At 47.2% G+C, this 23,776-nt stretch carries 18 protein-coding genes and 1 pseudogene; 6 read left to right on the forward strand and 13 right to left on the reverse strand.

Annotation, left to right across the window (positions count from 1 at the left end; all coding sequences use genetic code 11):
- Positions 1 to 173 precede the first annotated feature (173 nt).
- From EP25_RS0108590 to EP25_RS0108615, 6 genes are all read right to left on the reverse strand, one after another.
- Entirely contained in the window at positions 174 to 4,763 is a 4,590-nt protein-coding gene (locus EP25_RS0108590) for a hypothetical protein (protein ID WP_031433492.1), read from the reverse strand.
- Between the two features lie 186 nt (positions 4,764 to 4,949).
- Complete coding sequence (locus EP25_RS22440; RefSeq protein WP_051906495.1) at positions 4,950 to 6,482, reverse strand: class I SAM-dependent methyltransferase; 1,533 nt, start codon at positions 6,480 to 6,482, stop codon at positions 4,950 to 4,952.
- Between the two features lie 494 nt (positions 6,483 to 6,976).
- Positions 6,977 to 7,999, reverse strand: a complete 1,023-nt coding sequence (locus EP25_RS0108600) for a type II secretion system protein GspK (RefSeq protein ID WP_031433494.1) — start codon at positions 7,997 to 7,999, stop codon at positions 6,977 to 6,979.
- Complete coding sequence (locus tag EP25_RS0108605; protein WP_031433495.1) at positions 7,999 to 8,610, reverse strand: type II secretion system protein GspJ; 612 nt, start codon at positions 8,608 to 8,610, stop codon at positions 7,999 to 8,001. The genes EP25_RS0108600 and EP25_RS0108605 overlap by 1 nt, the downstream gene beginning before the upstream one ends.
- A gap of 21 nt (positions 8,611 to 8,631) precedes the next feature.
- Positions 8,632 to 9,039 (reverse strand): prepilin-type N-terminal cleavage/methylation domain-containing protein, encoded by a 408-nt coding sequence (locus tag EP25_RS0108610; RefSeq protein ID WP_031433496.1) that lies wholly within the window; start codon positions 9,037 to 9,039, stop codon positions 8,632 to 8,634.
- A gap of 12 nt (positions 9,040 to 9,051) precedes the next feature.
- A complete protein-coding gene (locus EP25_RS0108615) occupies positions 9,052 to 9,735 on the reverse strand; it encodes a hypothetical protein (RefSeq protein WP_152555624.1) in 684 nt (227 codons plus the stop codon).
- 225 nt (positions 9,736 to 9,960) lie between these two features.
- On the opposite strand from EP25_RS0108615, the gene EP25_RS0108620 reads away from it, so the two are divergent.
- From EP25_RS0108620 to EP25_RS24165, 6 genes and pseudogenes are all read left to right on the forward strand, one after another.
- Positions 9,961 to 10,419: a protein-export chaperone SecB gene (locus EP25_RS0108620; RefSeq protein WP_031433498.1), complete on the forward strand. Its 459-nt coding sequence runs from the start codon at positions 9,961 to 9,963 to the stop codon at positions 10,417 to 10,419.
- A gap of 263 nt (positions 10,420 to 10,682) precedes the next feature.
- Positions 10,683 to 11,279, forward strand: coding sequence for a response regulator transcription factor (locus EP25_RS0108625; RefSeq protein ID WP_031433499.1), 597 nt, complete (start codon positions 10,683 to 10,685; stop codon positions 11,277 to 11,279).
- A gap of 391 nt (positions 11,280 to 11,670) precedes the next feature.
- Entirely contained in the window at positions 11,671 to 13,812 is a 2,142-nt protein-coding gene (locus EP25_RS0108630) for a sensor histidine kinase (RefSeq protein ID WP_031433500.1), read from the forward strand.
- A 297-nt stretch (positions 13,813 to 14,109) separates the two neighbouring features.
- The gene (locus tag EP25_RS24160; protein WP_327036921.1) at positions 14,110 to 14,247 is read left to right on the forward strand and encodes a transposase; all 138 of its coding nucleotides are present in this window, start codon (positions 14,110 to 14,112) and stop codon (positions 14,245 to 14,247) included.
- Positions 14,240 to 14,751: pseudogene (locus EP25_RS21875) on the forward strand (IS66 family transposase). Before EP25_RS24160 ends, EP25_RS21875 begins: the two are co-directional and overlap by 8 nt.
- The gene (locus tag EP25_RS24165) at positions 14,712 to 14,828 is read left to right on the forward strand and encodes a transposase domain-containing protein (RefSeq protein WP_327036923.1); all 117 of its coding nucleotides are present in this window, start codon (positions 14,712 to 14,714) and stop codon (positions 14,826 to 14,828) included. The pseudogene EP25_RS21875 and the gene EP25_RS24165 overlap by 40 nt, the downstream one beginning before the upstream one ends.
- Positions 14,829 to 14,974: 146 nt before the next feature.
- Here the strand turns inward: EP25_RS24165 and fbaA are convergent, their stop codons facing one another.
- From fbaA to EP25_RS0108670, 7 genes are all read right to left on the reverse strand, one after another.
- Positions 14,975 to 16,054, reverse strand: coding sequence for a class II fructose-bisphosphate aldolase (gene fbaA, locus EP25_RS0108640; protein ID WP_031433501.1), 1,080 nt, complete (start codon positions 16,052 to 16,054; stop codon positions 14,975 to 14,977).
- Between the two features lie 126 nt (positions 16,055 to 16,180).
- Positions 16,181 to 17,167 carry a transaldolase gene (locus EP25_RS0108645; protein WP_031433502.1) on the reverse strand — a complete coding sequence of 329 codons (987 nt, stop codon included), beginning with the start codon at positions 17,165 to 17,167 and terminating at the stop codon, positions 16,181 to 16,183.
- A gap of 368 nt (positions 17,168 to 17,535) precedes the next feature.
- Positions 17,536 to 18,216, reverse strand: a complete 681-nt coding sequence (locus EP25_RS21880; RefSeq protein WP_036301116.1) for a hypothetical protein — start codon at positions 18,214 to 18,216, stop codon at positions 17,536 to 17,538.
- 129 nt (positions 18,217 to 18,345) lie between these two features.
- Positions 18,346 to 20,331, reverse strand: a complete 1,986-nt coding sequence (gene tkt / locus EP25_RS0108655) for a transketolase (RefSeq protein WP_031433504.1) — start codon at positions 20,329 to 20,331, stop codon at positions 18,346 to 18,348.
- Positions 20,332 to 20,445: 114 nt separating this feature from the next.
- Positions 20,446 to 20,979, reverse strand: a complete 534-nt coding sequence (hxlB, locus tag EP25_RS23850) for a 6-phospho-3-hexuloisomerase (protein ID WP_031433505.1) — start codon at positions 20,977 to 20,979, stop codon at positions 20,446 to 20,448.
- Between the two features lie 3 nt (positions 20,980 to 20,982).
- Positions 20,983 to 21,630, reverse strand: coding sequence for a 3-hexulose-6-phosphate synthase (gene hxlA, locus EP25_RS23855; protein ID WP_031433506.1), 648 nt, complete (start codon positions 21,628 to 21,630; stop codon positions 20,983 to 20,985).
- Between the two features lie 772 nt (positions 21,631 to 22,402).
- Positions 22,403 to 23,545: a hypothetical protein gene (locus EP25_RS0108670; protein ID WP_152555625.1), complete on the reverse strand. Its 1,143-nt coding sequence runs from the start codon at positions 23,543 to 23,545 to the stop codon at positions 22,403 to 22,405.
- Between the last annotated feature and the right edge of the window lie 231 nt (positions 23,546 to 23,776).

Raw genomic sequence — 23,776 nt, forward strand, 5'->3', positions numbered from 1 at the left:
TGCGCCTCACTCAGTTCGGCGCATTACAACTGTCGAGTTTACCAATCCATCGTGCAATAAAACGAGACATAAAAAAAGGGGAGCCGAGGCTCCCCTTTTTACTACAACAAACGTGTTGTCAACATCCGATCCACATCATGCGAACACGATACGGACCGTGACGAAGCGATTAATTAATTATCGCCTTGAATGTGGACAAACAGCGCTTGGCCTGCCGGCAGTACTTCGTTGATTTCAGCATCGTTCGCTTCATCGCCTGGGAAGTACGTGTAGTTTTTGCTGGAGTCAACGTTACCCGTTGCATTAGCCTGGTTAACGAAAGCGATCACGCCGTCGACACCAGCATGGGCCGCCGCATAATCCTTGATGCTTTGCGCCTGTTGCATGGACACCAGATGCCAACCGGAGGTACCTAGATCAACCGCAGCGGTTTTACTAGCCAACGGAATGAACAGTTTTTTGTGATCGGATGTACCATCATCCAACACTCCGCATGAGCTATATCCGGTACCGTTATTATGCACTTCGGAGCAATCTTCCTCCAAAGCCTCTCCATCACCCAAGTAGGCAAATGCCGCACCAGGAGCCGGTTGAACTTTACCGATGGTTTTTACGTCGGAATCGCCGCCGCCGCCCAGTTCGAACTGCAATTGGACGTTGTTCGGTTTTTCACCCAGACCCAGGGCAAACAACATTTCGTTGTCGCCATGATCAAGGTGCCATACGGTAACCGGTCTACCATCGTCTTCGTCCACCGTAATGAAGAAGCGATGCAGATCCAACGGCTTGGAGTCGTCACGCGCCGCCTCACCGGCCCAACCGAAAGTCTCCCACATTCCGTCACCGTACAATTGTACGCCGGCGATCATATCCAAATCGATATTGTGAATATTACGGTTCGGATTGCTCAGGTCGGACTCGATGTCGGCACCAAACGGCTTGTAGCTGGCGAAGCTAGGTTCCGCGCTGTTGGTCAATACCCACGTGCCCTTGTTAGGATCACGCACCGATACCAGGATGAAGGCATCGTTATATTGCTGCTGCAATTGTGTGGTTTTGGCGTTGGTCGCCGCCTGCTCCATGCCGACCACGGCCTTGTATTGGCCATTTTCGACGATGGCCCATGCCGTATCGAGCACTTTGTAATGATCGCCCGATTTGTAAGTACTTTCCGCTTGCGGCATCTTCACGTCGATACTGCCATGTTGGACGCTTTCTTGCCCAGAATCGCGACCTCTTTCCGTAATATCTCCAGAAGTCAGATGGACAGTCACAGGATAGTAAGTCGTTCCGTTTTCCTGTTTATTATCTAGCCTTGACACCAGCGTCGCGGTACGGCCTACATTGGCGTTGGAGTTGACGTCCACATTGCCGTCGCCAGAAGTTCTACCATCGCCCGTGGTAACTTTGACATAACCGCTGATTTGCGGATCGTGGTGGTCCACATACAAGACCTCAAACGCGTCCATTTCTGCGTACAGTTGTTTTTCCACTTTCGCAATGGCGTCTGCAGAGGCATTTTCACTCTGAAGTTTATCAATGTTATCTTGCAGTTTTGTAATACTGACATTGCGACGAACGATATCGTCCAGTGTTTGTACTTTAACCAAATCGTTCTTCAACGCGATGGTTTGCCATTCATCTGCCCCGGTGTCATCGTTCTGATCATCCGGTGCCCCTGATTGGTATTCATTACCAGTTGGCGTATTGGTATTGCCATCGCTGTTGGCGCCACGGCGAACCTCGATATAACCATCACCTACTGCGCCTCTTTCAGCATAATCGGTGTATACAGAACCTTCTTCAACTCTAACCAGATCCACCCGGACGCCGGTACCGTCGATCAGATCTTCGCTACCGCGTTTCGCCGTACCCTTGATGGTTTGGACGAAAATGTTACGGTGGTTGTCGGTTCCGTTGGTCGCCAGGAATAATGGCGGCAAGTTGGCTTTGACGGTGTCATTGTCTATATTAATGCCATCGTACGGATCGACATAGGCCGCCACATCGACAGTTTCAGGAATGTCGTCATCCGCTACACCGCCAGGAAAAGAACCATTGGTATCGAATTCACCGTAGAACAATGATTCACCGGCATTGTCACCGGCCTCGACATCGGCTGGCGTCTCGGTTTCTGCCGATTTCAGATAATGCGTCGAACCCGCCTCGATTTCGGCATCGGTCGCACCTTCATAATCTACCCAAATTTCTTGGGTATCGGCCGGGAAGTCGTCGATAGGCAGTGTCAGGGTAACTTGTGAACCGCTGATAGCCACACCAGCTGCGGGGATACGAAAATCATAGTAGGCGTCATCGGAAACAGTATTGCCATCCACGCTACCACTGGTTCCGTCGTCACGGTTTTGGAAGGCATCGCCACGCGCCGTGCCAACACGGGCACGAACCACGAACAGACCGCCCAGATCGGTATCGGCGTCCGCTTTTTCGATGTCTTGATCATACGTAACGATCACTTTGTTCCATTTCAGCGACTCGGCCGCATGAACCGGCTCTGCGCTCACCATTCTTGGCGCTGCCGCAGCAGGGGCTTGAACGGCATTTTGATCGTCGTTATCGCTTAGCACCAATGCATTGTCGTTCAGGTCAAATACATTTGGTGTTACACCCAGCGTCAGGAGTTGACCGAAGACCGTACCTGGAACGTTTTCGATATCGAACTCGTTACCAAGCGGAGATTTAGCCACGGCTTTGTCTTCCAAATTGGCATCCAGGTTGATCAAGCTGACCGGTTTATTGTTGAACAGGAATTCACCGACATTTGGCAGCACGCCGCTCAAATCTTCGGAGGCAACGACTGTCACGGTACCGGATGGATCTCGGCCGGACACTTTGCCGTCATCGGTTTGGATATATTCGACCCGTTTAACGACAGGAGAAGCGCCATCGTCGATCGCGGCAAAACGAGTCGTGTCTACAGCCAATCTCGCACCGGTCTGTGCATCGTAAGCAAATTTATAGACCAAATCGGTTTCGACATCGCTATTGTCTTCTTCAGCCGCCGCGGTATTGATACCGATTTCCGCGCTAAACGGCAAATCGCCTACAGCTCCAGGAATATCGCCTGGCTGCACGCCGGTCGCCGCTGTATCCAGATTGTCATCGATAACCAGATCGGCATCATCCTGATCGACAGTGCCATCGGCATTGTAGTCATTGTGAACAGACGCCGCATCCGGAGCCGTGCCATCTTCGGCAGGGACGTCTGGATTTTGCAACAATAAGGTCACTTCGGTGCTATCTGTCGATACGGTTGGTGTCTGAGTTGCCAGGTTGACTGGACGAGCCACTTCAGAACCTTGCAGATCGCTGTCATTCAGGTAGCTGATCAGACCCAGATTCGCACCGCTGCCAACGCCATTCAGCGGCTGCATGAAATCGATCTTGATACCGTCGATGTAACCATTCAAATCGCTGTCTTGAGTTACGGCCATTGGAGCCTGAACTTCGCCCACTTTAACCGGAGTCAGATCAAGGTCTGCGTCAATTACTACGGCATTGTTCAGACCCAAGGCTAGATCGCTTGCACCGCCATTTGCAGTCGCTTGCTTAACGCGAGCGGAGAACGGAACCGCATCTGCCCGGCTGTCACCATGCAACAAGTCACCTGTCGCGGGATCGGCATAGAATTTATTGAGACCACCGGCAGCCACATCGACTGTCAAAATAGTATCATCGCCATCGGCGTCTGCGGTCACATTAAAACTTGGCGGAATTACAGTAACACCGGCAACGTTGAACGCGATATCTTCTGCTTCATCCCAAGTAGTTGAATCTGGCACATCGTTCAAGCGGATGGCCAAGGTAACGCTCCCAACGCCGTTATCGCCATAAAGGTCGTCAGGAGCACCAGAAACAGCCACCATTACTTCGCCCGTTCCCGCATATTCAGGAGCGGCTAAGGCGGTAATGGGCGCGATTGTCGCAGGCGCAACCGGAACGTTACCGGCGCCGTCGTCCAACCCTGTGGAGTTGGAAACGCTGGCAATGGCCGCAGCATAGGGATTCAATGACGCTAAATCGGTACCCGCAGCATTTTTTCCATCATCTTTCACGAAGGCGTGAACATTAGTCGCCAACGTACCGGTGATTCCGCCATTGCTGCTCGAAATGATACCAACTGAAGTCAAGCCTTCTTTAACGGTGATTTTTTCGTCAGCCGCTAACGGATTGCTACGAGCAATATTCGGATCGGCACTGAACGTCACATACAACACTTTGGGAGAAGCCACGGTATCGACCTTAGCATCGACCACGCTGATGGTATTGTACGTTGAGTCGATAGCAAGGAAGGCATTCGCGGCTATCGCGTCATTCACTGGATCTGCTGAACCGGTGAACGAGCCATCAGGATTTACGAAGCCAGTATCTAAACCGCCAGCAACGGTATCGGTAGCTGAAGTACTGTCCAGAGTAATGATTGCCTTGGTTGCGCCATCAGGATTACTGGTGGTCAAATTAATGACAACACCGGCACCCGCATCGCTATCGGTTTGAGCCAATGACGAACCAACCAATGTATCCGAATCGTCATAGTAATGAATGGTCGCTTTTATTTCTGTTGCTGGAATACTTTCTGTCGCGACAATTCTAACTTTGGTGTTGTTAGCGCCCAGGAACACCTCTCCGTTCGATTTCGGGAATGCATTAGGCCCTGTAATATCGGCCGCGTTGGCCGCGCCGGCAAACATCACCGTTGTAACCGCGGTGGCCAGCGCCGATTTTTTGAATATAGATTTACTCATAGTTTCCTCTTTTGGATTATTAGAGTCGTTTTCCCGCAACGGTGGAGCATCGCGGGGCTTTTTTATTTAGCGGTAGCAACTATAGAGCAGACCCGTCCAGAACGAAATAACCAAAAATGGTTATTTTTATCCTTGCCTGTCGATTAGAAATGTCAGGACGAAAGCTAACATTGCGATAAACCGTCATCACTCGATCACCCGCAAGCCTTGCAAGCAGGGAATAAAATGCCGTCGAGTTTGCTCCAGCAATTCGGCTACATATTTCTTTCTACTTTCATCGGAATCGATTGCGTTGCCGTTCTCATCGACCAGTTTCTTACCCCGTTTGTGTAATTGATCGACCACATTGCGTGCGGCGTCATCGCCTGAAAATTCCTGACTGGCTTTGAATAACAACATATCCAGCTCATTGACAGCGACCGCGGCACCTAAAACCGGCGAAGACAGCCAAATTTGCCCTCCATTCATCTTTCTTAACTTCTGTTGATTCAGCAGCGAAAGGCGGCCTTCGGACTGATTAGTCGTGGGCTTTAGGGCGATCCTCATTTCATTGCCGATGAGCAGCTTTTGCAAGGCATCGGCCACTTGCTCCACCGTATGCGGTTGCATTGCAGGGTGCTGCATCAACTGGTTTAACGACTGAGCCTGCCCATAAAGCAGATCAACCAGTTGCTTGTATATGTCACCGTGCAACTTCATCACGCTGGACACTGTTTTAATATCGAAGTTAAATTTATCCGGTGATACCAGGGAGACAAAGGCAAACCGCTGCAACAATTGATCTAAACTTAAATCCTGCTGGCCAGTACTCGTATGGGGCTTAATGTATACATCGCGACGAAAACCATTGTTCAGGATAAAATCGCGGTGAATTTCCAAGCTAATACGATCCGATGACTGATTGAATTGATCTTGAAAGCCGCTCGGAAACGCTAAATTTGCGTAATTGGCCATAATTTCGGTCTGCCCGGCAAACTGCATGCCCGCCGTTTGCATTTCTTTATAAACATCTGAAAAATACAGCGGATTCCAGTGCTCACCGAAATATTCATGCGCGACATAACGCATGTCCTGTTTTTTCAATAAAGCCACTTTATCGATCGCCTTGGGATTCTGTTGAAAAAACGGCGCCTTATGCTGGGCCAGATAGTCCAGATAGGAGATGCCGTGACTGGTTTTTTCCAACAGACTGACATCTTGCGTGTTGGCGTAAGTCAGCATCATATCGCGCAAGATTTTGTCCAAGGCTTTGCCGGGCAGCGCATTGTAGCTGACCATGACGACGCCGCCGGGCTTGAGTTTGCGCCGGATGAAATTGACGATATGACCGCGCAGTTCCGGACTGATCCAGCTATAAACGCCATGCAGGACGATGTAGTCGAATTCGGGGAGGTCTTTTTGATCGAGCTGATCGAAGCTGTAAGGGAAATAACGAACATTTTTGATGTCGCAGTCTTCCGCCTGTTGCCGGGCGGCCTGGATATGACTTTCATTAAAGTCGATGCCGATGAAGTGGCTGTCGGGATTGGCGTCGGCCAACAGATTGAGCGTGACCCCCTTGCCGCAGCCCAGTTCGCAATAGTCGAAATTTTGCAGGTTGTCGGGCGGATTCATGCCGTTCAGGCCGGCGATATAATTCAGCAATACCGGGCTCTGGAAGTCATAGTAGTTGCCGACATAGTCGAGTTCGGTAACGTATCCGTGCGTGTTTTGTTGCATTGTTTTCTCGCTTAGTTAATAAATGAATGAGTGGTAATGAATCGGGCCCGCCTTGACCCTGCTCCTCAATCCTTTGCAGGGGACGCTGCCGCAAAAACCATGTAGGGTGTGCTGAGCGAATGCGAAGCGCATCATGTCGCTGCCGAGCGTCTTAAAAGGTAGTAGAGGTAGTGCGTAGCGCTTGTGCCTCGCGGGTAAAACCCATCGTTTTTGATTTTGTTGGGTTACGCGGAGCGAACCCAACTTACCTTTCGGTTTTTACCCAGCTTTGTCAATGTAGCGCCATAAGTCTTTAAGCCATTGATTAATATACATTAAAAATCATGCCACTTTCCTTGCTTGCAGCGCCATAAAATGATTTATTCATTATTTATCAATATCTTACATATTTCAATAACAAGACTGGGTTTACGCCACGCTCCCTGCGGGAGATGGCGTCGAGGCGGGAGTTTGCTGCGCGACCATTATAAATTTATCCGGACAAATACTTCACCCTAAAGCAAGCGCCAAGACGCCAATTGCTTTTGTTTTTTGTCGAATACTCCCTCGATTTCGGCTTGAACCGATTTGATCCGCATGATAATGAACTGACTCTCGGCGCAATCCCAATCGGCGACTTTGGCGATTTTTTCGATATCCGTGTTGCCGATCAGGTCTTGCAGACTGTTATCTTTCTTAGGGAGCTGCTGATAGTCAAAATATTGCCGACTCACCGCGACGGGGATATCGGCGAGGGCGGCAAGAGACTCCGGCGCCAAATATTTGGCGCAAACCTGACGTTCCTCCCCCACATAAGTGAAGTGCTGTTTCATCAGATGAACAAGATCGGGAGTAACATCCTTGATATAGAACAGTTCGCCCCAACTCCGAATCGGATTGTTGCGCGGACGGTAGGAATGATCCAGGTTTAAATAATAATTAAACTCCACACCTTCATCGGAGATAAAGTCATCCGAATCGACCCAGTCAGCAATAGCATAAGCGATGCGCTTGGCCTTGCTTGGATCGATTCCGAGAAAAACCAGGTAACGTTCCAACGCCTCGGATTGAAGATAGTTAATATTCGGCCGGCTGTCGATCGGTAAAACGCTAATCTCGTAATCGGCACCGTTTACCGACAAAGTAAAGGGTCTTTGCCTTGGCGTATATAAAATGCCTTGCTGGGAAGCAGCTCCTTCGTCAGTCTTGCCGTTATCTTCGCTGGCGCTGGTCGAGAGATTGCTTTGATCGTTTTTTTTGTCCAGGTTGAGCTCCATGCCCATCTGGGACAAAAGTTCCCGCAAAAACTGCACATTTTGGTTTTTACTCGGGTCCGACTGATTACTTTGCACCGCACTCCTGTATTTGACGTACCTGGGGTCGACAGGAACGCCATCGCTATAGGTGCGCGACAGCGCAAACTGCAGAATATTGATGACCTGTTTTTCGGCAATCGCCGAACTCATTTGATTGGCGCCCGGCGGACTGATCTCTTTAGCCTGCTTGATCACGACGGCAAGATAAACGGAAACCGCCATCAAGACCCAGAGGGTATAGAGAAGGATAAAGCCTTTGTTTCCAAAACCAGTTCCGTGTGCATTCCGCCTTTGCTGAATTGCATTTTGACCAAAGCCGGCAATTGCTCCCCGGAATCCCATGTGTCGCCCCATCTCGTGCCATTGAAAAATGAAAAACTGAAATCTTCTACTTGCGTCAATGCGTTGCTTTGCCATTGTCCCTCACTTGCTTGAAAAAGATCCCGGTGCCGAAAACGTTCGAGTTGACCATCCCACCAGGGCGGCAACAGGGTTTCCGTATAAACGATTGCATTCTTGCTATCGTCTAAATGATACCTGACAAGAGCGGGAGGGCCATCCAAAGCGTATCTTGCACTGTAGCGGCTGACAAATATTATTTCATCACGGTGCCAGTGCGTTAATTCGGACGTTAACAAATTGCTGTCCAGATGCCAAAATTGCTTACGCGCAAAACGCTCGAACAACCAATCATCATTGTTGGAAAAAAGGGTTTGCGCTGCATGACCAACCATGCGATGCAATTGCGACAGAAAGATGATCAAAGCCGATGAAATCGTAATTACCACAAGCAATTCCAACAAGGAAAAACCTTTTGTATAACTTTTTCTCATAGTTTACGAATCGGAAAGCAATCAACTGCTTGGCGGCTGCTTTAAACCGGGTTGCAGCAGGAAAACCGAATATCGGCTTTGGGGTAGAACTTGGTAGAGTTGATAAGGCGTATAAGCCTGATCTACCGGGGGCAAGGAAGTCTTACCGGTGGGGGAAAAATTTATTACTCTGGATAAAGGTTCGGACGAGCTAAAAGGAATCAGGTCGACATGATCAGGCTTGATGTCTGTTCTCAGTTCACCATACGCCATCGCGGTAAATTTCGCGGTTTCGTTCAACAGCTGGGTTACTTCTTGCTGGTGTTGTCTAATCTTATAGTTGAAATCGAGCAGTGTTCGTAAATGCGTCAATACGATCCCCGAGGCGGCCGCCATGATGACCAATGCTATCAGCACTTCCAACAGGGTAAAGCCAGTTGACTTAAACATCCCCGCCAAAGATTAACGTTGTTTGATATAGTTTACATAAGCCTTGATGATTTCTATGATATCTCGGGTATTCAATAAGCCGTCGGAATTAATGTCGGCTTGTAGATTGCGGGGATCGCGAGCCACCGCATGCTTGACGAAATCGACATCGACTTGGGTAAAATTGCCGTCGCTGTTGACATCGAAGCGACTGTCGAACTCAGTTGAACCGGAGGTCGGCGGAAAATTGGTATTATTGCCCGTCCCCGGGTCGTTCGTTCCGCCCCCCGAGTTATTGTTTCCCCCGCCAACGGCGGAACCGACCAACACGTCTAGGGATAAGGTAACGGGGAAAAACCCGCCGCTAAAGACAAAAGAGGCGGGATTGCCATTATCCAGCAGGGTATAACGCACTCCAGCATGTTCCAGTTGAAGTCCGAGCTCGGTGCCATTGAAGTCCGTCGTTTTCGAAATCTGTATCGCGTAAAAGCCGCTGTTGTCTTGGACACTGCCGATACTTTCGATCTGGCCGCCGGATTGGACCGCGTAAACCTTGTCGTTTTTTGACGGTGTTGCGGTCCCTTTTTGTATCGTCCCCGAAACGATCAACGTCGCCGGCGTTTCGACGGCGGCCAGGGTTATGCTGGCAAAAAAGCTCAAAAAGCCTACAACGACGAGGTAAATATGGAGACAAGGTCGCATAGAAAACAGTTTCATTAATGTTCCTGCTGTGATTTTAGTATACTTTTATGCACGGAAAAACTCACGTCTTTTCCCTCCCCTTGCATCCTCTTCCCATCCATGAAAGGAAGTAATCAAGGCACAGAATTTCGATGAACCAAAAATGTTACTATAACAAAAGTTCAGTTGCTATAGCGGCAAATAATAATAGTGAAAATTAGCACACTTTCTTTAAATTGACTAATTTAGGATAAAAAAACAATGACTGGAAACGCATCCAAACCTATCGATCCAACCATGCAACCCGGCTTCTTTCTTGATCAACATTTTCTGACCGATCTATCCTTCGAAAGTCCGAGAGGACCGGTTCCCGCGAAAGAATGCGAAAATATCCAGAAAAAATTGGAAGCCGAGGTGACGACCAAGGAAACCGAGGGGAGCGATATGGTATTGCTCAACTTGACGCTGGAAGCCAAGTATCAGCAACGCACCGCCTTTCTTTGCGAAATCACTTATTGCGCTTATGTAACAATGAATAACATACCGGAACAGGTCAAGTCGCAAATTCTAAACGTCTCGGTTCCCATTAGTCTGATTCCTTTTTTAAATAATGCTATCGATCATGCCGCTAAGGCGGCCGGGTATCCCGGCATTAATATCAGTCATATTGATTTCCAGAAGATATTTCAAGAAAAAACCAGTGGACAACCGATACATTAAGATAAAAAATTTACAAATCGGGCATATATAATAATTATTATCATGCTTCAAAATTTTGCATATCAACACCTTCTCCCTTTTGAGGTTGCCGAAAAAGTCTGACCAGGCTGAAGCTCCCTTAACCGTTGGATTTGTTGGGTTACGCTTTGCTAACCCAACCTACTTTTGGCTTTAACGCCACTCTCCTCTGAGGAAAGGCTAGGTGAAGATTTCATAAAGAATTGAGTTTTGATACGAACAGTATAATTTTCTTGTGGCTAATCATGAAAATATTAATCGTTGACGACCACCCCTTGGTTCTGCAAAGCATCGCCACGGCCTTGGAAAATGCCGGCCATGATGTCACGATCGCGGTTAACAAAGAAAAAGCGCGCATTGATTTGAAAGAATATTATGATGTGTTGCTGCTTGACTATAATATGCAAACTTGCAAAGGTACGGATCTTCTCTCGGAAGACATCGTCAACCCTGGCAAGGCGGTGTTGATATCCGGCATAAATGACCCCGATGTCATTCTTTATATTTTAGATACGACAGCGATTAATGCGTTTATCAGCAAACAACTGGATCCGGACCAGCTGCCCTTAGCCATCGAACAAATTCATGAGCTACCTGGCGATTTCGATTATATATGGCTGGATAATCGACAGCAGTATGTCAAAGCAACGGAAGCCTATGAAAAAAACCAAATCCTGACACCAAAGGAACGCGAAGTATTCATGTTACTTCGTCAAGGGATGCTGGATAAACAAATTGCCGACCATTTGAATAGAAGTATTCATACCATACGGGTACAGATCCGTTCTATCAAACGTAAAAGAGGAAGTCATCGACGCTTGGCTGATAACGACTTTTTCTAGTTGATTTATAATTTTCAGCGAAGTTGAGTTATTTTTCATTATTTCATACGTGACACATACCTGTCGAAGAGTGCTGTGAAAACATTCGCGAGGCTTGAGATTATTTGTATGATCGAAAGAAGCATTTAATTGACTTTTACTTAATCCGGAAGCGGATATAAGCTATGCCTTTATACATAAGTCCGTCATTTAGGCAGGGATTGCCGGAATCCAGGCGACAGGGATGTTTTGATCGTCCCCTCCCTGGCTCTGGATACCCGCTTCCCGGCGGGCATCACTACATTTGTATATAAGGAAATGGATATAAACCTGCCGACAATTGAGTGTTTGCAATACAATCTCTCAATGCCATTTTCTAGCCCTAAAATTCCTCAAATACGTTAAATAGACAATGGTAATCAACACGCCTTTTTCGCTGGAAACCATTTATTTTATTGAGCTTTATTTGACATCAATAATTACGATAATTACCTCTCATGCTTTACGCGGACGATTTACTCTAGCTCCCCTTTTCGCGGTCGTAGGCATTCAGATCATGTTGCTTTGGCAAATGCGTCAATTGGGTTGGTGGCTCAATTGGGGAACCTTGAAAATAGACACGGCACTATTAGCCTTCGTTCCTCCTCTGTTACTAGGTTTATTATTCAGTTATGCCATGGATGGAATTAGAGTCGCTCGCGCCTATGTGGGTGTCATGATGTTGACTGCGTTGGTAGGTTGTCTATTTGCCGAATTTCATGATGGTTTGGCTCACCAAGTGCCTATTCCCTATGTTTTTTATCTTTCCCGTTATACACATTTGGTTGCCGTTCTAAGCCTATTAACGGCAAGTATCGTGACCATGGTTAGTTATGATTTATTCAGAAAATTAAACACGAATATCAGTTTTTTATTGACGCCTGCGGTCGCTTCTATTGTATTCAGTTTTTGCAAAAATATTTTTGAATATGGTTTTGTCATAGGTTGGGGAGGATTCGTACATGAATTACCGGAATATATCGTATTTACGATTCCATGCATGATCGTTTCATCTTTTTATGGACATTGGGCTTATTCGCACCAATTATTAATGCCCAAACGCAATCTGAAAGACATTGTTAGCCTGTGGCGCATAACGGAAAGTAATTTAACCGAAATGCGCGCAGATGTCATGAATGCCAATAAAATCATCTCTGAATTACGCCAACTCAACTACGAACTGGAGGAAGCTCAAAGAATCAATCGATATCAGATGAGAAAAAATCCAATCGGGACCCTGTTAATCAATCTTAACGGAAAAATCCAATACGCTAATCCCGCCGCCGAAAAAATTTTCGGCGGCCCGGTGGCAGGAAGTAATTTTTTTCAAAAAATTCATAATCCACAAGCATTGTCATTAAATAAAATGGCAATATCTTCCTCCAATGTGACTGTAAAAATTGACGATTTGAATGATCATGAATGTTGGTACGAACTGGCTGCGACATATCGCTATAACGCACAAAAACAACCTGTTGGTTATTCTGTGATGATAAAAGATATAACTCGTCAATTACAGCTCAAACGAAAACAAAACATAGAAAATAAACTTCGTGACATTCAAAATGCTGGAAGCGTTATATCCCATGACTTTTCCAATCTCTTTTTAGGCATGCAAGGCTTGCTGCTACAGCTAGAAAATACCAGCAATAAAAACGATATTGTATTTCAACAAGGAATTTCATCCCTGAAAGCTACTATCGGTAGAGGCCGGGAAATGCTAAGTCAATTAGTAAGTGGACAGGTAATTAGCCAGCCTTATATTACCACTACTAACTTAAGAGAAATTATCCAAGAAGCAATAACAATCAATCTAACACAGGCAAAGGACAAAAACATTAAAATTGTTTTAGCAAATTCACTCGATATAACGTTATATGTCGATGGCGGACAAATTTGCCGTGTCATAACAAACCTGATTAAAAACGGCCTAAGAGCAACAGCTGAGGGTGGCGAAATCAATATTGATTCGCAACACCATAGAGGCGGAGTGTTAATCCGAATTAAGGACAATGGCTCAGGAATGTCGGAAGAACAATTATCACATGCATTCGAACCGGGCTATTCAACCAAACCAGAAGGCCAAGGCGGTCTCGGATTGGCAATTTCTCAGCAAATTATCGAAGCGCATGAGGGCCGTTTATTACTCAGCAATAATTCTGATGGAGAACCCGGCATGACAGCGAGCATTTGGCTCCCCCACATGCCGATTAATGTCCAAGAACAAGAAAAAAACATTTTGTTGGGGCTAGAGCCCAGTCCAATATCGGACAAGATAATCATGGCATTGGAAAAAGCCGGAAACCAGATAACCGAAACCTGTAATCAAGAGGAGTTTGACGCCTTACTTGAAGAAGAAAGTGATTGGGATATTATTCTGTCCCAGTTCAAACTCAATCACCACTTAAATGCAGATGTAACCTGGATTGAGGTGAATAGAGAGCTCACTGAAGTGACATATAAACAGGGTGATGAAACAACTTACAATAATATCCGTGAATTATTGCTTTCATAAGCAGGAGCAATTGCCGACAAGCATAGCAAAAAGCGACCACGCTCGAAACACAGGTAAGGGTTGAACCAGATATTGCCGGTAGAAAACCGCTCTGCATTTTCTATCTTTCCGCCTTCCTTGTCTACGACCGCCAAGGAAGATGGGAGTGCAATCATGTTAATCAGCGTACAAAAACTTATCAGGATTCTGGGGAAAACAGCGTTGAAAAGTTGCCACCCCAGAAAAATGCAGTAGCATTTTTCCGTAACTCCGATACCGCAACTCGATCCCGGCAGCGGCAAGACCAAGAAAGTCTACTTGTGGGCGTATCGCAGCAACAATCTACAACGTGGGCCTCCGATCATAGTCTTCGACTACCAAGCCGGTGACTCATATGCGAGGCAGTTTTTAGACAACTGGCAAGGTCACCTATTAGTCGACAACTACAGTGGCTAAAGCCCTGTTTGCGACCGCTCGTGCGCACTCTCAACGGTCACGTCTGCTTGAACCATGCATCGAACTGGCCTGTTGGGCGCATGCGCGGCGGAAATTCTTTGACCTGTTCCAGGCCAACCAGAGTCCGATCGCGCAAGAGGCGTTAAATCGCATTGCGGTCTTATATGCCGTCGAAACCGAAGCGCGAGACGTGATGGAAGCGCCTGTGCAACGAGAAAAGCCAGTCCGTTCTGGCCGAAAACTCGGCTGCGTACCGCCCCCAACAGCACCACTGCTAAAGCCATCGATTACAGCCTGAAACGCTGGGCTACATTGGCGCGTTACGCCGAAACCGGCGACCTACCGATCGACAACAATCCTATCGAAAACAGCATCCGTTCGATCGCCTTGGGCAAAAAGGACTGGTTGTTTACAAGCTCGGAACGTTCTGAAAACGCGCGGCGAACATTCAAACCTTGCTCGGCATGGTCAAACTCAACGGTCTTGATCCGGCGACTTGGCTAAAAGACTCCCTGGATAAACTCCCCACCTGGCCTAACACCCGCATTGACGAACTGTTGCCTTTCAATTATCCGGATTAAATCAGCTTCTCGGTTCACTTGCCACGTGGTAGCAGTGGACGCTTACCTACATATTATGTCGTAACAAACCGAAACCATTTTTTCATGAAACAAAAAAGGCCGATACGCCTAGGGCGAATCGGCCTTTATTTTGTAATTGATAGCGATTACAAAATGTTTACGGCATTCAAGTCCTTGAATGTTTGCTGCAAGCGAGTGACCATGCCAACCTGTCCGGCGCGCTGCCAAACACGTGGGTCGTAGTATTTTTTATTTGGCTTATCATCACCTTCAGGGTTACCGATCTGGCCTTGCAGATAGCCTTCATTTTCTTTGTAGAAGTTCATCACGCCTTCCCAAGTCGCCCATTGGGTATCGGTGTCGATGTTCATCTTGATCACACCGTAACCGATCGATTCCTCGATTTCTTCAGGAGATGAACCCGAACCGCCGTGGAAAACGAAATTCAAGGAATTCGCCGGCAGACCGAATTTTTCCGAAACGTAGGCTTGAGAATCTCTCAAGATGGTTGGAGTCAGCTTGACGTTACCGGGTTTGTAAACACCGTGTACGTTACCGAAAGAAGCGGCAATCGTGAAGCGATGGCTGACTTTGCTCAGTTCTTCATAAGCGTAAGCAACGTCTTCCGGTTGGGTGTACAGCATGGAATGGTCCATATCGGTGTTATCGACACCGTCTTCCTCACCACCGGTGCAACCCAGTTCGATTTCCAGCGTCATGTCCATTTTGGACATGCGTTCCAGATACTTCGCGCAAGTGGCGATGTTTTCTTCCAGGCTTTCCTCGGACAGGTCCAACATGTGGGAACTGAACAAAGGCTTGCCGGTTTCGGCAAAATGTTTTTCGCCCGCATCCAACAGACCGTCGATCCAAGGCAGCAATTTTTTCGCCGCATGGTCGGTGTGCAGAATCACCGGCACGCCATAATGCTCGGCCATGTTGTGAACGTGCTTCGCGCCGGAAATAGCGCCTAAGATTGAACTGCGCTGACCTTCTACAGGCAAACCTTTACCTGCAAAGAACGCCGCTCCGCCGTTGGAGAACTGAATGATAACCGGCGATTGGGCTTTAGCCGCCGCTTCCAACACGGAGTTGATGGTGTCGGTGCTGATACAGTTAACCGCAGGCAGTGCGCATTTGTGTTCTTTACAGAATTCGAATACTTTTTGTACGTCTTCACCGGTGACTACACCAGGTTTAACGATGTCTAAAATTTTTTGTGCCATTTATTAGGTCCTGATTTAAAAAGTAACACCGCTCTTAAATCAAATTCAAGAGCGGTGCATGACTAAACAATATTTGTAAGCTCAAAAGCCGAATCGTTACCGATGCGACTTACTAACGAAAAGTTATTAGGCTTCCAACTCGGCCAGGCGGTCAGCCAACAATTTCTCCAGAGTTTCCAGAGCTTTGGCAAAGCCATCGATACCTTCCGACAGTTTGTCGGTCGCCATACGGTTTTCCGCATGCATTTTGTCGAAAGTATCTTTATCGATGGAGATTTTTTCGATATCCATCGCTGCGGCAGCTTCTGGAGACAGTTTACGTGGCAACTCGCCTTCGGTTGATTGCAGTTCGGCCAACAATGCAGGCGCAATCGTCAGCAGGTCGCATCCCGCCAATTCGGTGATTTCGCCGATGTTACGGAAACTCGCTCCCATAACTTCAGTTTTATAACCGAATTTCTTGTAGTAGTTATAAACATCAGTCACAGACAATACGCCTGGATCTTCGTTCGCAGGATAGGAGTCGCGGCCGGTGTCTTTTTTGTACCAGTCCAGAATACGGCCAACGAATGGAGAGATCAGTGTAATACCCGCTTCGGCGCAAGCGATCGCTTGATGCATACCGAACAACAGGGTCAGGTTACAATGGATCCCTTCTTTTTCCAGAACTTCGGCCGCCTTGATGCCTTCCCATGTTGAAGCGACTTTGATCAGAATACGTTCTTTGGAAATGCCTTTGGCTTCATACTGGGCAATGATTTCGCGACCTTTGGCAATGGTACCTTCGGTATCGTAAGACAATCTGGCGTCGACTTCGGTAGAAACGCGGCCAGGAATGATTTCCAGGATTTTCAAACCGAAAGAAACCGCCAGGCGATCGAAAGCCAGCGTCGCAACATCCGCCGCGGATGCGTCAGCACCCAAGGTTTCTCTAGCGCCTTTCAAGGTGTCATCGACGATGCCTTGATATTGAGGCATTTGTGCCGCCGCAGTAATCAATGAAGGATTAGTCGTCGCATCACGCGGTTTAAACGTTTCAATGGCTTCCAGATCACCTGTATCTGCCACAACTACAGTCATTTCACTCAGTTGTTCTAATAAATTTTTTGCCATAATAATGGTACCTTTTGTGATTTAATGAAAAATTCGTAAAACGCCTTGATAATCAGAATTATAAAGCGGTTTATTTATTCTGTTTAGAGCGGGAGGCGATAGTTGCAATTCTATTTGCTCGAGAATTGAACTAATTTGGTGGGAAGATCATTCACTCCAGCTGATATCCCAGAAATGACTTTGCAATCACACTAACATAATTATTAATCAGCCAGAACGCTTGCCATGATAAGTATTCATTGCGCACGTTTCGGAGACGTTTAGGAAGCTGTCATATAAAAACAAACCCGCTCCGTCCATTTTTTAATTTCGGCCTGAAACAATCAGGAAGGAGCCTTTTCCCTAAGACTCCAGCATAATTAGGCTAATTAACCTTTGTTACGCAGGTATTTTTCAACACCCGTCACTCTCTCGGCAGCCGCTTGTCTAGCCGCAACCACTTGCTTCGCCATATACTTCGCAACACCTGTTACAGGCGCTTCCTGTTCCTTAGCTTCCAGATATTTAGCAACACCTGTTACCGCGGTTTCCTTTCCTGCCAAATATTTGGCCACACCTGTCAAACCGCCTTCCTCACCAGCTTGAACCGGAGCCGGACGGCGTGCAGGCCGTGCAGCGGTTGTTTGTGCAGGCGTTCCTTTTTTCCCTTTCAGGAAATAGAAGCCAACTGCGGCCAGAACGATGAGGCCGATCAGCATTGTATTATCCGAACCCTCTTGTGCAGATTCCGCAGCCGGTTGCGATTTAGCCGCACTTGTCGAAGCGGTCGATTTAGGGGCAGACGCCACCACATCCGCTTTATGTTTGTAACCGGTGTCTTTGTACAAGACTTTAGGTTGGAAATCCGCCGCAGGATATCTTGGATCGGCTTTCGCCGCCTTTTTCACGCTTGCAGCAGGAGCCGCCGATTCGGCATGCTTATATTCTGGATCGTTGTAAACAACCTTGGGCTTGAAATCTGATGCTGGATATTGTGTCTCCGCACCCGCTAACGGGCTAGCTAGCAACATCACCGCTAAAACACCTTGTAAGAAATTATTATTTTTCACCATGTTCACCTATGCGTCATAAGAAGCGGAAGAGACCCCGCTCGATATCTCAAAAGAGTTTATCTAGTATAAGGGGTCTCCTCGCTAAATGGAATGCAAAATTCCGTTCAAACGGTATTAAAGACTAAATTAAAGAACCGCTTTTACGTTTTTAACTACATTCTCAACGGTAAAGCCGAAGTGCTTCATCAGGTCGCCAGCAGGAGCAGACTCGCCGAAGGTATCGATACCGACTACGCCGCCTTCCAGGCCGACATATTTGCGCCAGTAATCGGTGACACCCGCTTCAATCGCAACGCGTTTGACTCCAGGAGTCAGAACACTGTCTTTGTATGCCTGATCTTGACGATCAAAGACATGAGTAGACGGCATGGAAACAACGCGAGCTTTGACGCCTTCCGCAGCCAACGCTTCCTTAGCATCCAATGCCAGACTTACTTCGGAACCGGTCGCGATCAATACGACATCAGGAGTACCGTCAACGTCGGAAATGACATAAGCGCCTTTACGGATCGCCGCGATTTGATCATCGGAGCGCTCCAGGAAAGGTACGCCTTGACGAGTCAATACCAGGCTAGTCGGGCCGGTCTTACGTTCAACTGCCATAACCCAGGAAACAGCTGTTTCAACAGAATCGGCAGGACGCCAAACTTCCATATTCGGAATATATCGCATTGCAGCGGTATTTTCGATAGGTTGGTGAGTAGGACCGTCTTCGCCTTGGCCGATAGAATCGTGAGTCAGCACGGCGATGGTCCGTATTTTCATCAACGCAGCCATGCGCAAGGCGCTTTTCGCATAGTCGGAGAACATGTGGAAAGTACCGCCGTATGGAATAAAGCCACCGTGCAGCGCCATGCCGTTCATGATGCCGAACATACCGAATTCACGCACACCGTAAGAGATATAGTTACCGGGCTCTTTACCGCTGACGTGTTTGAAGCTGCCGCAGCTAGTCAGGTTAGAGCCGGTCAAATCGGCCGAACCGCCCAAGAACTCAGGTAATACAGGCGCCAAACCAGCGATTGCATTTTGCGATGCTTTGCGCGTGGCAACTTTTTCTTTCTTAGCGTTGGTTTCTGCGATCAATGCATCGGTCGCTTCTTTCCAGTTGGCCGGCAATTCGCCAGCCATGCGACGTTTGAATTCAGCCGCCAATTCAGGATGAGCTGCTTCATAAGCCGCGAATTTTTCATTCCAAGCCGCTTCAGCTTCCGCGCCTTTTGCTTTTGCATCCCAACCGGCATAAACATCTTCAGGAATTACGAAAGGCGCGTGCTCCCAACCCAATTCTTTACGAGTCAGTGCAACTTCTTCTTCGCCCAAAGCAGCACCGTGACAATCATGGCTACCGCTTTTGTTAGGAGAACCGAAACCGATGATAGTTTTACAACAAATCAAAGAAGGACGATCGGTCTCTTGTTTTGCCGCTTCGATAGCCGCATTGATCGCATCGGGATCGTGACCGTCGACAGATTGGACGTGCCAGCCGTATGCCTCAAAACGTTTAACGGTATCGTCTGTATACCAACCATCGATGTGACCGTCGATAGAAATATTGTTGTCGTCCCAGAAGGCGATCAGATTACCTAATCCCCAGGTTCCCGCCAAAGAACAAGCCTCATGGGAAACACCTTCCATCAAACAACCGTCGCCCATGAATGCATAGGTTTTATGGTCGACGATATCGTGACCCGGACGGTTAAATTGGTCAGCCATCAGTTTTTCAGCCATGGCGAAACCAACCGCGTTAGTTATACCTTGACCCAGGGGACCGGTAGTGGTTTCAACGCCTGGCGCATATCCATATTCAGGGTGCCCCGGACATTTTGAATGCAATTGACGGAAAGTTTTCAACTCATCCATTGGCAAGTCGTAGCCCGTCAAATGCAACAAGGAATAGATCAGCATGGAGCCGTGACCGTTAGACAAGATGAAACGGTCGCGGTCGGCCCAATTAGGGTTAGTTGGATTGTGTTTCAAATGGTCGTTCCACAATACCTCGGCAATATCTGCCATCCCCATAGGCGCACCCGGGTGGCCTGAGTTCGCTTTCTGAACTGCATCCATGCTCAAAACGCGTATAGCGTTCGCTAATTCTCGGCGCGAAGGCATATTCTTCTCCTTAAATTTTGTTTGTTAACTATGAATTCTGTTAAGAAATCGTAAAAACTTACGATCGATGATTCTGTGCAAACGAAACGGGCGGTTTCCCGCCCGTTTTCAGCATTATTCCAGGTTAGCGTGCCTGCTACGCATAACCTCTTCCTCGATGCCTTTCTCATGAATAATATGAGAAATGGTCGCTTCCAGGAAAAACAGGGTAGACAGTTCGAAAACGGTACCCATCGGCATGCCTTTCACTTTTGCGTATTGTTCCGCTTTACCAATTTGCAAAACAGTATCCGCTAAATCGCCAATGCTTGAGTCACTCTTAGCGGAAATCAACACGATCTTTGCACCGATCTGTTTCGCTTTTTTAGTATAGGCAATCAACTGTTCTGTCTCGCCAGAGCCAGAAATGATGATTAATAAATCACCTTTTTTAATGCTTGGTGTAACGATTTCGCCTACGACACTGACATCATAGCCGCCATGCATCAAACGCATCGCGAAAAAGTTACCGACCAGCTTGGAACGACCCGCCCCGGAAATAAAAATCCGCGAAGCTGAATCCAGCATTTGCGTCAATTTATCTTCGTATGTGTCGTCCGTTGCTCCCAGAATCCCGCTGATTTTATCTACGACTAATTGCTTATGCATCGTTTACACCGCTGCTGCATCAACCAGTTCACGAATTTCACGAGCCGCTTCCGCTGGAGAAGGTGCACCGTAGATGGCCGCGCCGACTACGATGATGTTTGCGCCCGCTTCAACAACACTTTGTACGGTGGATTGTTTGATGCCACCGGCAACAGATACGCGTACATCCAGACCTAAAGAGGCAATGTCATTCAGGTCGGCGAAAGGCGTTTGGCCCGCTGCTTGCGCGTCCAGACCTGTGTGTACACCAACAATTTGCGCACCCAACTCGGCAGACGCACGCGCGCATTCGATTTTATCAGGTACATTGATCAAATCGACTTGCACTTCCGCATTGTGTGCTTTTGCAGCTTTTACTACGCCACCGATTGTCGCCAGACCGGACACACCCAGAACTGTACAGATGTCTGCACCTGCCGCGTAGAAAGGAGTGGCTTCGTACTCACCGGCGTCCATAGTTTTCAGATCAACCAGAATCAGTTGATTTGGAAATCTCGCTCTTAATTCTTCAACCAGTTTCAGACCATTGTACTTGATGCAAGGCGTACCGATTTCGAAGATATCAACGTAAGGAGCGACTTGTTCAGCCAGCGCTACTGTTGCATCGAAATCTAATGAATCTAAGGCCATTTGAATTAATGGTTTTGCCATGTTATATGCTCCGTTAGGGTTAGTTATTGGTTATAGTTTTTTGTTTCAGACTTATTTCGCGGAAGGAACTTTAAAACAGAAGTAGGTTAAATGTCAATTTTCCGGGGTGACTCACAAAACGATAACTCCTTACACTTAGACCGGTTATTTCTCGCCCAGCTTATTGATCATCGCCAAGTGTCAGCAAGCAACACCTCAATTAAATCATTAGCAAATTTACAACAGCACCGATACATTTCATCTCTCCTCTATGCCGCATAGTCCCACTCGCACAATCTATATAGACATTCTTATTCAAACCAAACGAGAAAGACAATTAAATAAAACATTATTAAACAGCGGCTAAGACGACGCACATCAGTTAATTTATGAAGATGGAGCAGCAAATCGAAAATATTATCGAATCGCCGATGTTGAGCTGAACTAGCAAATGCCATTTGTTGCCTAAATCAAACAATCCGCCATTATCAACTCATCCTATCGACCACAAATTTAGCCAAGTGACTAAAATGAAACCCTATTTACTGATAATAAAACAATCAGCCCCTTCAAATCACTCGGCAATCAAGCTTCGACCTCTTGCAAATCTAACGTGCAATGAGTGCCTGATTTTTTTATTACAAACGTGGCAATTGCCCGAATTTAACCTGCTTGCCCCAATGATAAAGAAAAGCCTTCTAAAAAGAAGGCTGATCTTTTAGATAGTTAGGCCCTGACTAAAAATTTCGCCGAAGCAAAGATTCCTCGCCAATCCTATGTAAGCCAGGACTAATTATGCTTTATTTTGCAAATATTTTTCGACGCCAGTCAGTGGCTTAGCAACTTCAATGACTTTAACATTGGCTTTTTCAGCCAAATATTTAGCCACCCCTGTCAATTCAACTACGTTTTGCTCGGAAGCGGCTTCTTCCTGGATTTCTTCTCCTACAGAAACCTCTTCAGCCTGTTCCGATTCAACGGTAACTTGAGTATTTTTCGCCAAAATCACTTGCCTGGCAAGATATTTGGCGACCCCACTGATTTTAGGTCTCGCACCCGCTTCGTGCTCTATTCTGTCCATGTATTTATCCACGCCAGTCGAGGTATCGACATGCCTTTCCACTAGAATCTGCTTGGTCAGATAACGGGCCACTCCGGTAGGCGCCTCTTTCACGAGAGCGGCTTGTTTAGCCAGGTACTTGTCCACGCTTGTTTTTGCAGGGGCGGAACTCGACACACTTATTTTCTTGGCCATGTATTTGGATACACCGGTCGCCGACCTTCTATTTTCAGAACTATGCTTTGCCAAGTATTGAGCAACGCCTGTCGCGGCTGGATCGAAATCGTCCTGGGCAACTGTTTCCTCTGGCATTTTCGCTTTTTCTTCTGCCGCCAATCGAGCCGCCTTCTCTTCGGCTTCAATACTTCTGGCCACTATTGCTGCAGCGGCCGCTTTTCTAGCTGATTTTTCCTGCTCAAATAAATACTTACCAACACCTGTTACGGGGGCACTTGCTTTTTCGGCTTTTGCCAGTCTGGTGAGATAATTGGCCACACCCGTTGCAACCGGCTTATCTCGATTAACGATACTTTGCTTGACCAGGTAGCGTGCCACGCCGCTGACCGCCGGTTTTTCTTTTTCCGAAATCATTTGCCGGGTAATGTATTTCGACACACCTGTATTCGCAGGTTTATTACCGGCGGCAAGAATCTGTTTAGCCATGTATCTGGCTACTCCGGTAGCCGGATCATGTTTATGCGTTTTTAAATATCTGTCGACACCTGTAGCCGACGGCATTTTATTCAGGTAACGAGCCACACCTGTTAATCCACTCGATGACTCTTGTTTTACTTCTGACCCAGAAGTCGCATCATGATCGAAGGAAAAAGTGGTCAGCGAGCCCAACAAACCTTTTATCAAACTATTCTTCTTCACCTGTGTCCGCCTCTGTTTAAATTTTTTTTATGCATAAAAGTACAGCTCCTTAGTGATTCATACATTGTCAACGATGAAGCCGAACCTGATAAAACTTAATTGCTGGCATTAGACATTTTCCCAATATGCCATTCCGCACATCTTGAATTTTACAATTCCTTTTGTGAAGTAGAGCCATAAAGATATAGCTGAAACGTATAAGCAAAACGGGTGGAACTCAGTCCCACCCGC

It is taken from the genome of Methylomarinum vadi (genome assembly GCF_000733935.1).
Classification (GTDB): domain Bacteria; phylum Pseudomonadota; class Gammaproteobacteria; order Methylococcales; family Methylomonadaceae; genus Methylomarinum; species Methylomarinum vadi.

Coding starts and splice junctions, on each gene's coding strand:
- EP25_RS0108590 (WP_031433492.1), bottom strand. CDS start 4,763: ATGAGTAAATCTATATTCAAAAAATCGGCGCTGGCCACCGCGGTTACA.
- EP25_RS22440 (WP_051906495.1), bottom strand. CDS start 6,482: ATGCAACAAAACACGCACGGATACGTTACCGAACTCGACTATGTCGGC.
- EP25_RS0108600 (WP_031433494.1), bottom strand. CDS start 7,999: ATGGCGGTTTCCGTTTATCTTGCCGTCGTGATCAAGCAGGCTAAAGAG.
- EP25_RS0108605 (WP_031433495.1), bottom strand. CDS start 8,610: ATGAGAAAAAGTTATACAAAAGGTTTTTCCTTGTTGGAATTGCTTGTG.
- EP25_RS0108610 (WP_031433496.1), bottom strand. CDS start 9,039: ATGTTTAAGTCAACTGGCTTTACCCTGTTGGAAGTGCTGATAGCATTG.
- EP25_RS0108615 (WP_152555624.1), bottom strand. CDS start 9,735: ATGAAACTGTTTTCTATGCGACCTTGTCTCCATATTTACCTCGTCGTT.
- EP25_RS0108620 (WP_031433498.1), top strand. CDS start 9,961: ATGACTGGAAACGCATCCAAACCTATCGATCCAACCATGCAACCCGGC.
- EP25_RS0108625 (WP_031433499.1), top strand. CDS start 10,683: ATGAAAATATTAATCGTTGACGACCACCCCTTGGTTCTGCAAAGCATC.
- EP25_RS0108630 (WP_031433500.1), top strand. CDS start 11,671: ATGGTAATCAACACGCCTTTTTCGCTGGAAACCATTTATTTTATTGAG.
- EP25_RS24165 (WP_327036923.1), top strand. CDS start 14,712: ATGGTCAAACTCAACGGTCTTGATCCGGCGACTTGGCTAAAAGACTCC.
- fbaA (WP_031433501.1), bottom strand. CDS start 16,054: ATGGCACAAAAAATTTTAGACATCGTTAAACCTGGTGTAGTCACCGGT.
- EP25_RS0108645 (WP_031433502.1), bottom strand. CDS start 17,167: ATGGCAAAAAATTTATTAGAACAACTGAGTGAAATGACTGTAGTTGTG.
- tkt (WP_031433504.1), bottom strand. CDS start 20,331: ATGCCTTCGCGCCGAGAATTAGCGAACGCTATACGCGTTTTGAGCATG.
- hxlB (WP_031433505.1), bottom strand. CDS start 20,979: ATGCATAAGCAATTAGTCGTAGATAAAATCAGCGGGATTCTGGGAGCA.
- hxlA (WP_031433506.1), bottom strand. CDS start 21,630: ATGGCAAAACCATTAATTCAAATGGCCTTAGATTCATTAGATTTCGAT.